Here is a 13,096-nt window from a genome sequence, read left to right as displayed (position 1 = left end):
AGGAGCTGAGAGATGGAACTCCACGACGTCTGGTTCGTACTCATCGCCGTCCTCTGGACCGGCTACTTCTTCCTGGAGGGATTCGACTTCGGAATCGGTGTCCTCACCAAGCTGCTGGCCCGTGACCGCAAGGAGCGCCGGGTTCTGATCAATACGATCGGCCCGGTCTGGGACGGCAACGAAGTGTGGCTGCTCAGCGCGGGCGGTGCGACCTTCGCCGCATTCCCCGAGTGGTACGCCACCCTGTTCTCCGGTTTCTACCTGCCGCTGCTGATCATCCTGGTCTGCCTGATCGTGCGGGGCGTCGCCTTCGAGTACCGGTCGAAGCGGCCCGAGGAGAAGTGGCAGGCCAACTGGGAACACGCGATCTTCTGGACCTCGCTGATCCCGGCGCTCCTCTGGGGCGTGGCCTTCGGGAACATCGTGCGCGGCGTGAAGATCAACGCCGACATGGAGTACGTGGGCAACTTCTGGGACTTGCTCAACCCGTACGCCATCCTCGGTGGACTGGTCACGCTCACCCTCTTCACCTTCCACGGTGCCGTGTTCGCGGGACTCAAGACCGTCGGAGACATCCGGGAGCGGTCGCGCAAGCTGGCGCTGAAGCTGGGGCCCGTCACCGCGGTGCTCGCCCTCGGCTTCATGATCTGGACTCAGCGCGACAACGGCGACGGCTGGAGCCTGCTGGCGATGGGCATCGCCGTGGTGGCACTGGTCGCCGCGATCGGTGCGATCGCCGCAGGACGCGAGGGCTGGGCGTTCGCGTTCTCCGGCGTGACCGTCGCGGCCGCGGTCGCCATGCTCTTCCTGACGCTCTTCCCGAACGTCATGCCGTCCTCGCTGAACGACGCCTGGAATCTCACGGTCACCAACGCCTCGTCCACCCCGTACACGCTGAAGATCATGACCTGGTGTGCCGGGATCGCCACCCCGGTCGTCCTGCTCTACCAGGGCTGGACGTACTGGGTGTTCCGCAAGCGCATCGGTACGCAGCACATCGCCGAAGCGCACTGAGCGCATCTGGCCCGCCGACCGAGCCCACTGGGAGCTGTTTCACGTGAAACCGATCGACCCGCGCCTGCTCCACCACGCCCGAGCAACCCGCCTCTTTCTGGCAGCCCTGGTGGCACTCGGAGTTGTCGGTGCGGCGCTGGTCATCGCCCAGGCCATGCTCGTCGCCGAAGTGGTGGTGGGCGGGTTCGAGGACGGGCTGACCGTGGCGGGGCTGCGGACCCCGCTGATTCTGCTCGCCGCGGTGGCACTCGGCCGGGGGCTGGTCTCCTGGCTGACGGAACTGGCCGCGTACCGGGCAGGCGCCGCGGTCAAGTCCGAACTCCGCGGCCGGCTGCTGGAGCGGGCGGCCGCGCTCGGTCCCGGCTGGCTGAGCGGGCAGCGCACGGGCTCCCTGGTGGCACTCGCCACCAGGGGGGTCGACGCGCTCGACGACTACTTCGCGCGCTATCTTCCCCAGCTCGGTCTCGCGGTGGTCGTGCCGGTGGCGGTCCTGGCCAGGATCGTCACCGAGGACTGGGTCTCGGCGGCGATCATCGTGGTCACGCTGCCACTCATCCCGCTCTTCATGGTCCTGATCGGCTGGGCCACCCAGTCACGGATGGACCGCCAGTGGCGGCTGCTGTCCCGGCTCTCCGGACACTTCCTCGACGTGGTCGCGGGACTCCCGACGCTGAAGGTCTTCGGCCGTGCCAAGGCACAGGCCGAATCCATCCGCACCATCACCTCTCAGTACCGCCGGGCCACCCTGCGTACCCTGCGGATCGCGTTCCTGTCGTCCTTCGCCCTGGAGCTGCTGGCGACCCTGTCGGTGGCTCTTGTCGCCGTCACCATCGGCATGCGGCTCGTGCACGGTGAACTCGACCTCTACACCGGCCTGGTGGTGCTGATCCTGGCGCCCGAGGCCTATCTGCCGATCCGCCAGGTCGGAGCGCAGTACCACGCGGCCGCAGAGGGTCTCTCGGCCGCGGAGGAGATCTTCTCGGTCCTGGAGACCGAACCCCGGCCCGGCGGCACCGAGGGCATCCCGACGTCGCTGCGCCTGGAGCTGGAGGGAGTGACCGTACGGCACGAGGGCCGTACCGAACCTTCCCTGGACGGGGCCTCATTGGTGGTGGACGAGGGGGAGACCGTCGCCCTGGTCGGCCCGAGCGGCGTCGGGAAGTCCACCCTGCTCGATGTCGTCCTGGGATTCACGGCGCCCGACGAGGGGCGGGTGCGGGTCGGTGGCATCGATCTGGCGACGCTGGCGCCCGAGCGCTGGCGGGAGCGGATCGCCTGGGTGCCGCAGCGTCCCTATCTGTTCGCGGGCACGATCGCGGAGAACGTACGGCTGGCGCGGCCGGACGCGGACGACGACGCGGTGACCGCCGCGCTGCGGGACGCGGGCGCGTACGACTTCGTCGCGGAACTGCCGGACGGTGCCCGGACACTCCTCGGTGAGGACGGTGCGGGTCTCTCCGCCGGTCAGCGTCAGCGGCTCGCGCTCGCGCGGGCCTTCCTCGCCGACCGGCCGCTGCTGCTGCTCGACGAGCCGACCGCGAGCCTGGACGGCGAGACGGAAGCGGGAATCGTCGAGGCGGTACGGAGACTGGCGGCGGGGCGGACCGTGCTGCTGGTGGTGCACCGCCCGGCGCTGCTCTCGGTGGCCGACCGGGTGGTGGCGCTGGAACCGGGCGTGGCCCTTCGCCCGGGGAAGCCCGAGCCGTCCGCCGCGATGCCACGGCCCACGAGCGCAGCCGCCGACGGAAGCGACGCGCCGTCGGACCGCGAGGCGCTGCGGGACACCGCGGCCCGCTCCGGGCAGGTCCTCGCCCGGGTCAGGGAGGCCGCCGGGGCGCAGCGCGGGCGGCTGGCACTCGCGCTGTTGCTGGGAAGCCTCGCCCTGGGTTCGGCCGTCGGGCTCATGGCCGTCTCCGGCTGGCTGATCTCCCGCGCCTCCGAACAGCCCCCCGTGCTCTATCTGATGGTCGCCGTCACCGCGACCCGTGCCTTCGGCCTCGGACGGGCCGTCTTCCGCTATGCCGAGCGTCTGGTGTCGCACGACGCGGTGCTCACGATGCTCGCCGAGCTGCGCGTCGCGGTCTACCGGGGCCTGGAGCGCGTCGCCCCGGCCGGTCTGCGCCGGACCCGGCGCGGCGACCTGCTCTCCCGGCTCGTCGCCGATGTCGACGCCCTCCAGGACTACTGGCTGCGCTGGCTGCTGCCCGCCGGGACCGCCGTCGTGGTGGGAGCGGCGACCGCCGGATTCATCGGCTGGATGCTGCCCGCGGCGGGCGTGGTGCTGGCCGCCGGACTGCTGCTGGCCGGAGTGGGAGTGCCGTTGGTCGGTGTGGCCTGCTCCCGCCGTGCGGAACGCCGACTGGCCCCGGCACGCGCCGACCTGGCTGTCCGGATCACCGATCTGCTCGGCGGGACCGCCGAACTGACCGTTGCGGGGGCCCTGTCCGACCGCCGGGCGCGTGCCCGGGAGGCCGACGGGGTCCTGACCCGCATCGCCGCCCGCGCGGCGACCTCCACCGCCCTCGGTGGTGGTCTCATCGCTCTGATCGGCGGCCTCACCGTCGTCGTCACCGCACTCGTCGCCCTCCCGGCCGTGCACGACGGGCGGCTCGCCGGTGTGGAGCTCGCGGTGGTCGTGCTCACGCCGCTGGCCGCCTTCGAGGCCGTGACCGGTCTGCCCCTCGCAGTCCAGTACCGGCAGCGGGTCAAGCGCAGTGCGGAGCGGGTGTACGAGGTGCTGGACACTCCGCTGCCGGTGAGCGAACCGGACAGCCCGGCAGCGGCACCCGGATCGCCCTTCCCGCTGGAGGTGCGAGGGCTGTCGGCCCGGTACGCGGGCACGGAACGGGATGCCCTGGAGTCCGTCGACCTGAGGCTGACCGTCGGCCGCCGGATCGCCGTCGTCGGCCCGTCCGGCTCCGGGAAGACGACCCTCGCGCAGGTTCTTCTCCGGTTCCTGGACGCGCGAGCGGGCACGTACCGGATCGGCGGGGTCGAGGCCGCCTCGCTGGGGGGAGATACGGTCCGGCGGTTCGTCGGGCTGTGTGCCCAGGACGCCCACATCTTCGACAGTTCCATCCGGGAGAACCTGCGGCTGGCCCGTACCGATGCCACGGACGAGGAACTGCGGGCCGCTCTCGACCGGGCGCGGCTGCTCGACTGGGCCGAGGCGCTGCCGGACGGGCTCGACACGCTCGTCGGTGAACACGGAGCACGCCTCTCCGGTGGCCAGCGACAGCGCCTCGCGCTGGCACGGGCGATCCTCGCCGACTTCCCCGTACTGGTTCTGGACGAGCCCGCGGAGCATCTCGACCTGGCGACGGCGGACGCCCTGACGGCGGACCTGCTGGCCGCCACCCAGGGACGTACGACGGTGCTGATCACCCACCGTCTGCAAGGACTCGAAGCCGTCGACGAGGTGGTGGTGCTGGATGCCGGCCGGATCGTGCAGCGGGGCCCGTACGCCGATCTCGCCGCCGGGGAAGGCCCGTTGCGCCGGATGCTGGATCGCGAGCGGGAGACCGTGCAGGAGGCCGGCACAGCTGTGGGCGTACCGGCGTGAGCCGGACGGCACATTAGCCAACTTTCGCCACCAATAGGGACTAACTAGTCTCGGGGTATGCCAGAGCAGGACCCCAAGGACTCACTCGAAGCCGCGACGCGGGCGACCCGCAGCCTGCAGGGCCTGTCCACCGAACTCACCGCTCGGGTGCCGCAGCTGCTGGAGGCCATGCGTTCCGTCGGTACGGGCCTTGAACTGCACTCCACCCTCGACCGGATCTGCGAGACCGCGGCCGAACTCGCCCATTGCCGCTATGCCGCCATCGGCGTCGTCGACGAGGAGGGTGAGGGGCTCTCCGATTTCGTCACGTACGGAGTGCCGGACGAAGTGGCGCGCGAGATCGGGCGCCGCCCCGACGGACACCGGGGACTGCTCGGAGCGCTGATCCACGATCCGGTTCCGGTGAGGCTCGCCGATCTCACGGCCGATCCGAGGTTCGCCGGGTTCCCGCCCGGCCACCCCCCGATGCGGACCTTCCTCGGCGTTCCGATCCGCGTACAGGGAGAGATCTTCGGAAATCTCTATCTGGCCGAGAAGGACGACGGAGGCGAGTTCAACGACTACGACCTGCACATGGTGCGGGTGCTCGCCACGGAGGCCGGGATCGCCATCGGCAACGCCCGGCTGTACGAGGCGGCGCGCCAGCGCGAGCGCTGGATCGACGGTTCGGTGGCCGTGACCACCGCCCTGCTCTCCGGCGGTGACGCCGATGACGCGCTCTCCGTCGTCGCCGAACAGGCCCGCCATCTCGCCGCGTCCGCCGCCGGGATCGTGCTGCTGCCGGCGGAGGGTGGCGGCCTGGAGATCGTCGCGGTCTCCGCGGACGACAACGCATCCGCCCCGCTGGGGGTGATCATCGGGCCGGAGAGCCCGGTGGCGGCGAAGCTGCTGGACGGCGAGGCGGTCTTCGTGGAGGACTCGGCCACCGATTCCCGCATGGTCACCAAGCTGGCCCACCACTTCGGCCCCAGCATGCTGCTGCCGCTGCACAGCGGTGGACGGGTGCTGGGCGCGCTCGCCACCCCTCGCGGCCGGGGCGGCAGGCCGTTCACCGAGACGGAACGGGCCCTCGCCACCCAGTTCGCCTCGCAGGCCGCACTCGCGCTGATGATGGCGGAGGCCCAGCGGGACCGGGAACGGCTCGCGGTCTACGAGGACCGTGACCGGATCGCCCGCGATCTGCACGACCTGGTCATCCAGCGGCTGTTCGCCACCGGAATGATGCTGGAGAGCGCCCAGCGCAGGTCGGACGTGCCCGAGGTGCAGACCGGTGTCGGCCGGGCGGTCGACGAACTGGACGTGACCATCCAGGAGATCCGTACCGCGATCTTCGCGCTGCAGCAGGAGCCCGCGGAGGCGCCGTCCGGGCTGCGCACCCGTGTCCTGCGCGAGATCAACATGGCGGCGGTCCCGCTGGGTTTCAAGCCCTCGCACCGCTTCCTCGGCCCGGTCGACTCGCTGGTGGGGGAACTGACCGGGAAGAACCTTATTGCTGCGCTGCGGGAGGCGCTGTCCAATGCCTTCCGGCATGCCGAGGCCTCGTCGATCGACGTGGTCGTCGACGCGACCGTTGCGCTGCCCGACGGGAGGGACGCGGTGCGGCTGTCGGTCGCCGACGACGGGGTGGGCATACCGGACAGCGGCCGACGCAGCGGACTGCGGAACCTGGCACGGCGGGCGGAGTCGCTGGGTGGTGCGAGCTGGTTCGGGCCCGGCATCGGGGAGGACGGGGGCGGCACGACGGTGGTGTGGGAGGCGCCGATCTGAGTCGGTGGCGGGGTGCTCAGGGTCCGGCTTCGCGGCGGGCGCTGCCGCACGGCATCACCCGGCCGCGAGGCGGCCGAGCACGTCGTACGGGGTGAAGGCCCAGGCCTCGCGCCGGGCGCGGGCCTCCGCCTGCCGCACAGCGGGCAGGCGCAGGCATCGGCCCGCCGTGTCGGGCATCAGGCGTCGGGCGCGGGCCTTCAGCCTGCCGTGTCGGGCATCCGGCGTTCGGCGAGGATCCGTTCGATGACGACCGCGACGCCGTCGTCGCCGTTGGTGGTGGTCCGGCCCGAGGCGGCGGCGAGTGCGGCCGGGTGGGCGTTGCCCATCGCGTACGAGGTGCCCGCCCAGCTGAGCATCTCCACGTCGTTGGGCATGTCACCGAAGGCGACGACCTCGGCGGGCGAGATGCCGCGCTCGGCGCAGCAGAGCGCCAGGGTGCTGGCCTTGGAGACTCCGGGGCCGCTGATCTCCAGCAGGGCCGTGGGACTGGACCGGGTGAAGGAGGCGCGGTCGCCGGCCGTTGCGCGGGCCAGGGAGAGGAAGTCGTCGGGGGGCAGCTCGTCGTGGTGGGCGAGGAGCTTCAGCACGGGGGCGCCGCTGCCGGGCGTCTCCTCGTGCAGCAGCTTCTCGGCGACGGCGACGGTGGCGCCGGGGTCCAGGTGGAAGGGCGGGTAGGCCGGTTCGTAGTGGATGCCCGTGCTCAGTTCGACAGCGAAGGAGGTACCGGGTGCGGCGGCGCGCAGGGTGTGCACGACGTCCAGGGCGATGTCGCGCGGCAGCGGTCGGACCTTGACCAGCTTGCCGTCCGCGTGCAGATCGGCGACCGCGGCGCCGTTCGCGCAGATCGCCAGGCCGTGGCCGTGGACGTGGTCGCTGACGACATCCATCCAGCGGGCCGGGCGTCCGGTGACGAAGAAGACCTCGATACCGGCCTCCTCGGCGGCGGCGAGCGCGGCGACCGTACGGGCCGAGACGGTCTTGTCGTCGCGCAGAAGGGTGCCGTCCAGGTCGGTGGCGATCAGCCGGGGAGCGGCAGGCGAAGGCGAGTCGGTAGCTGAGGTCACACGCTCATTCTCGCGTACGAAGCCGCACGGGCGTGCGGAGGGGCGCACATATGAGGATGCGCACCGCTGACCGGGGAACATGCCATGTGAATATGCCAGTGGTTTGGGTCCGCGGTGCCGGGCCGATCGGCTGTGACGTGGGCCGATCGGCCGCGGCGACGGGCCGGTGGAAGGTTGTGCCGGGTCCGCCGGGGGGAGGTCCCGGCGGACAGGTCGGCGGTCGCGCCGGGTTCGTCAGGGGGCGAGCTGGGCCAGGCCCTCGGTGGCGATGCGCTCGAAGATCTTCTCGTCCGCCGCGAAGTCGGAGTCCTGGATCGGCCAGTGGACGACGATCTCCGTGAAGCCGAGGGCGAAGTGGGTGCCCGCGAAGTCGACGAAGGCGTCGACGGACCGCAGCGGTCGGTCCGGGGTGAAACCGGTGAGCAGGATCTTGTCGACCCCGTCGACGTTCCGGCCGATGGACTCGCAGGCCGCGCCCAGCTTGGTGATCTGTCCCCGGATGGCCTCCACGGACTGTTCCGGGGTCCCCGTCTCGTAGAGCTTGGGGTCTCCCGTGGTGACCCAGGCCTGGCCGTATCGCGCGGCCAGCTTCATCCCGCGCGGCCCGGTGGCGGCCACCGCGAACGGCAGCCGGGGCCGCTGGACACAGCCGGGGATGTTCCGCGCCTCGTTCGCTGCGTAGAACCGGCCCTCGTACGTCACCGAGGGCTCGCGGAGCAGCTGGTCGAGCAGCGGCACGAACTCGTCGAAGTGGTCTGCACGCTCGCGCGGCGTCCACGGCTCCTCGTCGCCCCGGCGCAGCGTCGTGGCGTCGAAGCCGTTGCCGCCTGCGCCGATACCGAGCGTGATCCGTCCGCCGGAGACGTCGTCCAGCGTGATGAGGTCCTTGGCCAGCGTGACGGGGTGCCGGAAGTTGGGGGAGGTGACGAGGGTGCCCAGGCGCATCCGCTGGGTGACGGCGGCCGCGGCGGTGAGAGTCGGCACCGCGCCGAACCAGGGTCCGTCGCGGAACGTCCGCCAGGACAGGTGATCGTAGGTGTAGGCGGCGTGGAACCCCATGTCCTCGGCGCGCTGCCAGAACTTCTGGCCCTCGTTCCAGCGGTGGATCGGAAGAATCACAGTGCTCAGACGCATGCCTACGACGATACGGCTCCCGAAGCGGGCTCCGTTTCCGTGGCGGCGCGGGGGCCTGGCCGGGACCGGCCGTGGGGTCAGCCGCGCAGACGCAGGAACGCGGGCGGCACGGCATCCGTGAGCCAGACGCCGTTGGCGCTGACGTAGAAGGTGTGGCCCGCGCGGTGCATCGCGCCCGCGTCCACGGACAGGACGACGGGACGGCCGCGCCGGGCGCCGACCCGGGTCGCCGTCTCGCGGTCGGGCGAGAGATGGACATGCGTACGGTTCATGGGACGCAGGCCCTCGCTACGGATCGCATCCAGTGCGTGTCCCACCGTGCCGTGGTAGAGGTATGCGGGCGGCTCGGCCGCCGGGAGAGCGAGGTCCACCGGGACGGTGTGCCCCTGGCTGGCGCGGATACGGCCGTCCTCGACCGCGAAACGCCGCTTGTCGTTGACGGCGACCACGTGGTCGAGCTCGGTCCGGCTGATGGGGAAGTTGTTGCGGGCCATCGCGCGCAACAGTTCATCGATCGCCACCCAGCCGTTGGCGTCGAGAGTGATCCCGATCCGTTCCGGTTGGTGCCGCAGATGTTTCGAGAGGTACTTGGACACCTTGACGGTGCGTCTTTCGTCCATCCCGCCAGAGTGCCCGCAGCGGTCTTTCGTGTGCATCCGGATTTCACCTGCCGATTCACTTCAGCAATTTTATTCGCCGAAGCAATTTTCGTCCACAGGTTTGATCCACAGCCAACTCGACTTATCCACAGAGTAATTGGCGATTCTGTGGACAAGTCAGTTTGATATCAGTCGGCTTGGTCAATATGCCTTGTTTCAGAGTGATATGAGGTGAGTGCGTTCAATGTCCTTGCCTGTACCTCGCGTTCGGCGGCGGCGGAGATGAAGGCGGGCACGTTGTCCGGGCCAACCAGATCCTGCACGGCATCAAGTGTCCGCGCCGCAAGGGCGATCTGTCGTGTCGTCGATGCCGCGGACCTGGAAGGGAACGGAGTGTCCGCGTCGAGGTGGTGCCGCAGGTGGCGGGTGGCGAACATGCGCATGGCGCGGGCCAGTTCCGCGTCCACCGTCTGCTGGGCCAGCGGACGCAGCCTGCGCACCATGGCGGCCGCTTCCGTCGCGTCCGTGTCGGTGGGCGGGCGATGACCGAGATAGCGCGCGAAAACATGCTCGGTGGTGAACTCCAGGAAACGAGAGGCGATCTGCTCGACCCGACCGCGAAGTTCCCTCAGATGCCCGGAGATTGCGCTGAGCGGTACCCCGGCCGCGTACAACTCGACTGCCACGGCCAGCTCTTGCGGGCTGGGAACCAGGAACTCGTCGTCCTTCCCCGGCACGGGTTCGAGCACGCCGAGATCCACCGCCTCGGCGACCGCGTCGTCGTCGGGGCTTCCGCCGAACCTGCTGTTCAGCTCGGCCCGGGTGATCCGGTCGGCCTGCTCGTCCGTCCAGGGGCCGTGCACCTCCGCGACGAGCCCCAGCACCCCGCCCAGACCGCGGCCCGTGTCCCAGGCGTCCAGGAGTTCCTTGATGCTGGCCAGGGTGTAACCGCGGTCCAGCAGATCGGCGATCTGCCGGAGCCGGGCCAGGTGGGTGTCCCGGTACACATTGGCCCGGCCGCGCCGTTCCGGCGTCGGCAGCAGGCCGCGGTCCTGGTAGGCGCGGATCGTACGGACCGTGGTGCCGCTCGCATGCGCCAGGTCCTCGATCCGGTACTCGGCGGCCCGGTGCTCCCCCGCCGACGACTGCCCGAAGCCGCTCACAGCGGCGGCTTCAGCCGGGCGATGGCGCGCAGCGCGCCGGGGCTGAGTCGGGACAGGAACCGGGCCCCGCGGGCCTCCGGCGTCACCGGTACGACGGCCTGGTCGCGCACCACCGCCTTGAGGATCGCATCGGCGACCCTCTCCGGCGGATAGTTGCGGAGCCCGTACAAGCGGCTGGTCCGCTTGCGCAGACGCTTCTCCTCCGCCGCGTCGGCACCGGCGAAGTGTGCCGTCGCGGTGATGTTCGTGTTGACGATGCCGGGACAGATGGCGCTGACCCCGATCGACCGGTCGGCGAGCTCGGCCCGCAGACACTCGCTGAGCATCAGCACGGCCGCCTTGGACGTGCTGTACGCGGGCAGCGCCCGGGACGGCTGGTAGGCGGCGGCGGAGGCCGTGTTGACGATGTGGCCACCCTGGCCGCGTTCGGCCATCTGCCGGCCGAAGATCCGGCAGCCGTGGATGACGCCCCACAGATTGACGTCGAGGACGTTCCTCCAGTCCTCGCTGGTGGTCTCCAGGAAGGAGCCGGACAGCCCGATCCCGGCGTTGTTGACCAGGACGTCGACGATGCCGTACTCGGCGGCGACCTTCTCGGCGAGCTTCTCCATCGCCTGTTCGTCGCTGACGTCGACCGCTTCCCCCCAGGCGGCCGGGGAGCCGATCAACCGGGCCATCTCCGCCGTCCTGGCCGCCCCCTCCGCGTCCCGGTCCACGGCCACCACCCGGGCACCCGCCTCGGCGAAGGCGAAGGCCGTGGCCCGGCCGATGCCGCCGGCCGCGCCCGTCACCAGGACCAGCTGTCCACCGAACCGGTCCGCGTACGCCCCCGACGGCGCGGTGCCCTGTACCGGCCGGCCATCCGCCCGTGCCGCCTCGTTGGCGGCGACGAACTCGCTGATCCAGGCGGCGAGCCGGTCCGGCCTGGTGCGGGGCACCCAGTGCTTGCCCGGCAGGGAGCGGCGCACCAACTGCGGCGCCCACAGCTCCAGTCGGTCGTACAGCTTCTCCGAAAGGAAGATGTCGCCGGTCGGTGTGATGAGCTGGACCGGGACATGCGCATAGGCATCGGTGCGTGGCCGGCGTAGCCGGGCCCGGACGTTGTCCCGGTAGAGCCAGGCGCCGTGCGCCGCGTCGCTGGGCAGCGAGGACGTCGGATAGTCGCCCGCGGGCACCTTCTCCATCCGTTCGAGAATCCGCGGCCACTGCCTGCCGAGCGGGCCGCGCCAGGCGAGCTCGGGCAGGACCGGTGTATGCAGCATGTAGACGTACCAGGACTTGGCACCCTGGCCGAGCAGCTGGCCGACCCGGCGCGGAGTGGGCCGGGTCATCCGCTGCTTGATCCAGTGCCCGAAGTGATCCAGGGAGGGCCCGGACATCGAGGTGAACGAGGCGATCCGGCCCTCGGTCCGCTTGACCGTCACGAACTCCCAGGACTGGACCGACCCCCAGTCGTGCCCGACCAAATGCACCGGACGGTCCGGGCTCACCGCGTCGGCGACGGCCAGGAAGTCATCGGTGAGCTTCTCCAGGGTGAACCCGCCGCGCAGTGGTTTCGGAGCAGTGGACCGGCCGTGGCCGCGCACGTCGTACAGCACGACGTGCCACTGGTCGGCGAGCTGCCTCGCCACGTCCGTCCAGACCTCCTTGCTGTCCGGGTAGCCGTGCACGAGAACGACCGTGGGTCGTGACTCGTCCCCCAACTCGACCACGCACAGCTCGATTCCGCCCGTACGCACCCGGCGCTCGCGCGCCCCCGGCAGATTCCGCGGACTCATGCCGCCACCCTCTCCTCGGCCCAGCGCCGCACATGCGGCAGATCGTCGTCCAGCCAGAAGGCGCTCTGTTCGGGGTCCTTGGAGTCCGTGACCACCAGGATCTCCTCGAACTTGGCGCCGGTGCCCCGGAATCCGAGGTGCGGTTCCACCGCCCACAGCCCGGGCCGCGGGGGATGGTCGGAGAAGCGGTACGGGCTCCACAGCGGCGACCAGCCGTCCCGGTGCCCGTGCAGCGCGTCGCTCAGCAGCCCCTTGAGCGACTGGGTGCCGAAGCCGAACACATGCGGGGACCACCGACGCTCGGTGACACGGTCGATCTTGTGGGCGATCACCCCGAAGGGATAGGCGCGATGCCTGTTGGCGTATCCCTGCCTGATCATCAGGCGTTCGACGTCCTCGTAGATCTCGCGCAGCGAACGCCGCTCACGCACCTCGCGCAGAATGAGCTCGCGGTGGACCTCCAGGTCGGCCAGGAGCCTGTCGTGCAGGGGATTGAGCCCGAGACAGCCGGAGTAGCCGATGTCCGCCGTGAAGCCCTTGTACACCGGTGCCATGTCGAGGATGAACGGCATCCCCGGCTCCAGCTCGCGGTTGGTCGGGAAGAACTGCAGGGGCACCTTGAACCCGGCGAAGGCGGTGCGGTCACCGAACCAGGCGAAGGGGAGGTGGAACCAGTCCCGCACGCCGCGCGCGCGCAGCCAGTCGCGCTGCATCCGGGCCGCCTCGCGCTCGGTCACACCCGGAGCGAGCCGGCCGGCGACCGCCTGGGCGCAGTCGTAGGCGAGACGCTGTACTTCCCTGAAGCCCCTCAGTTCCGGGGCCCGTTCGTCCTTCACTGCCGAGGTCATGCCACCGTCCGTTCCCTGCCGTGTGCGGTACGTGCCCGTAACGTGACACTGATGAATGTGACAATGTCCGGCGGTCACGTCAAGAGGGGCGGGGAGACCTGTGGACAACTCGGGGGACGCCCTCCCCCGACGGGGTAGCTCCTCCCTTGTGGTGGTCCCCCTACGGG

10 protein-coding genes are annotated in these 13,096 nt (G+C 70.6%); 3 read left to right on the top strand and 7 right to left on the bottom strand.

What is annotated here, in order from left to right:
* Positions 1-12: 12 nt before the first annotated feature.
* The 3 genes from cydB to ACIRP2_RS17545 are packed head-to-tail and all read left to right on the top strand — an operon-like array spanning position 13 to position 6,343.
* Positions 13-1,014, top strand: coding sequence for a cytochrome d ubiquinol oxidase subunit II (gene cydB, locus ACIRP2_RS17555; protein WP_404251151.1), 1,002 nt, complete (start codon positions 13-15; stop codon positions 1,012-1,014).
* A 43-nt stretch (positions 1,015-1,057) separates the two neighbouring features.
* Positions 1,058-4,576 (top strand): thiol reductant ABC exporter subunit CydD, encoded by a 3,519-nt coding sequence (gene cydD / locus ACIRP2_RS17550; RefSeq protein ID WP_404251149.1) that lies wholly within the window; start codon positions 1,058-1,060, stop codon positions 4,574-4,576.
* Between the two features lie 57 nt (positions 4,577-4,633).
* On the top strand, positions 4,634-6,343 hold the full coding sequence (locus ACIRP2_RS17545; protein WP_404251147.1) for a GAF domain-containing sensor histidine kinase: 1,710 nt from the start codon (positions 4,634-4,636) through the stop codon (positions 6,341-6,343).
* Positions 6,344-6,397: 54 nt separating this feature from the next.
* Here ACIRP2_RS17545 and ACIRP2_RS17540 read toward each other — a convergent pair whose 3' ends face one another.
* From ACIRP2_RS17540 to ACIRP2_RS17510, 7 genes are all read right to left on the bottom strand, one after another.
* A complete protein-coding gene (locus ACIRP2_RS17540) occupies positions 6,398-6,520 on the bottom strand; it encodes a hypothetical protein (RefSeq protein WP_404251145.1) in 123 nt (40 codons plus the stop codon).
* Positions 6,521-6,540: 20 nt separating this feature from the next.
* Positions 6,541-7,407: a Cof-type HAD-IIB family hydrolase gene (locus tag ACIRP2_RS17535; RefSeq protein ID WP_404251143.1), complete on the bottom strand. Its 867-nt coding sequence runs from the start codon at positions 7,405-7,407 to the stop codon at positions 6,541-6,543.
* Between the two features lie 234 nt (positions 7,408-7,641).
* Positions 7,642-8,541, bottom strand: coding sequence for an LLM class flavin-dependent oxidoreductase (locus ACIRP2_RS17530; protein WP_404251141.1), 900 nt, complete (start codon positions 8,539-8,541; stop codon positions 7,642-7,644).
* A 77-nt stretch (positions 8,542-8,618) separates the two neighbouring features.
* Positions 8,619-9,161 carry an RNA 2'-phosphotransferase gene (locus ACIRP2_RS17525; RefSeq protein ID WP_404251139.1) on the bottom strand — a complete coding sequence of 181 codons (543 nt, stop codon included), beginning with the start codon at positions 9,159-9,161 and terminating at the stop codon, positions 8,619-8,621.
* Positions 9,162-9,328: 167 nt separating this feature from the next.
* On the bottom strand, positions 9,329-10,303 hold the full coding sequence (locus ACIRP2_RS17520; protein WP_404251137.1) for a MerR family transcriptional regulator: 975 nt from the start codon (positions 10,301-10,303) through the stop codon (positions 9,329-9,331).
* Positions 10,300-12,081, bottom strand: coding sequence for an SDR family oxidoreductase (locus ACIRP2_RS17515; protein ID WP_404251135.1), 1,782 nt, complete (start codon positions 12,079-12,081; stop codon positions 10,300-10,302). The genes ACIRP2_RS17520 and ACIRP2_RS17515 overlap by 4 nt, the downstream gene beginning before the upstream one ends.
* Positions 12,078-12,929 carry a M24 family metallopeptidase gene (locus tag ACIRP2_RS17510; protein WP_404251133.1) on the bottom strand — a complete coding sequence of 284 codons (852 nt, stop codon included), beginning with the start codon at positions 12,927-12,929 and terminating at the stop codon, positions 12,078-12,080. Before ACIRP2_RS17510 ends, ACIRP2_RS17515 begins: the two co-directional genes overlap by 4 nt.
* Positions 12,930-13,096: the final 167 nt, after the last annotated feature.

Source organism: Streptomyces sp. NPDC101194 (assembly GCF_044767885.1).
Lineage (GTDB): Bacteria > Actinomycetota > Actinomycetes > Streptomycetales > Streptomycetaceae > Streptomyces.
Note: the sequence above shows the minus strand (reverse complement) of the source record. Positions and strands in the feature narration are given on the sequence as shown.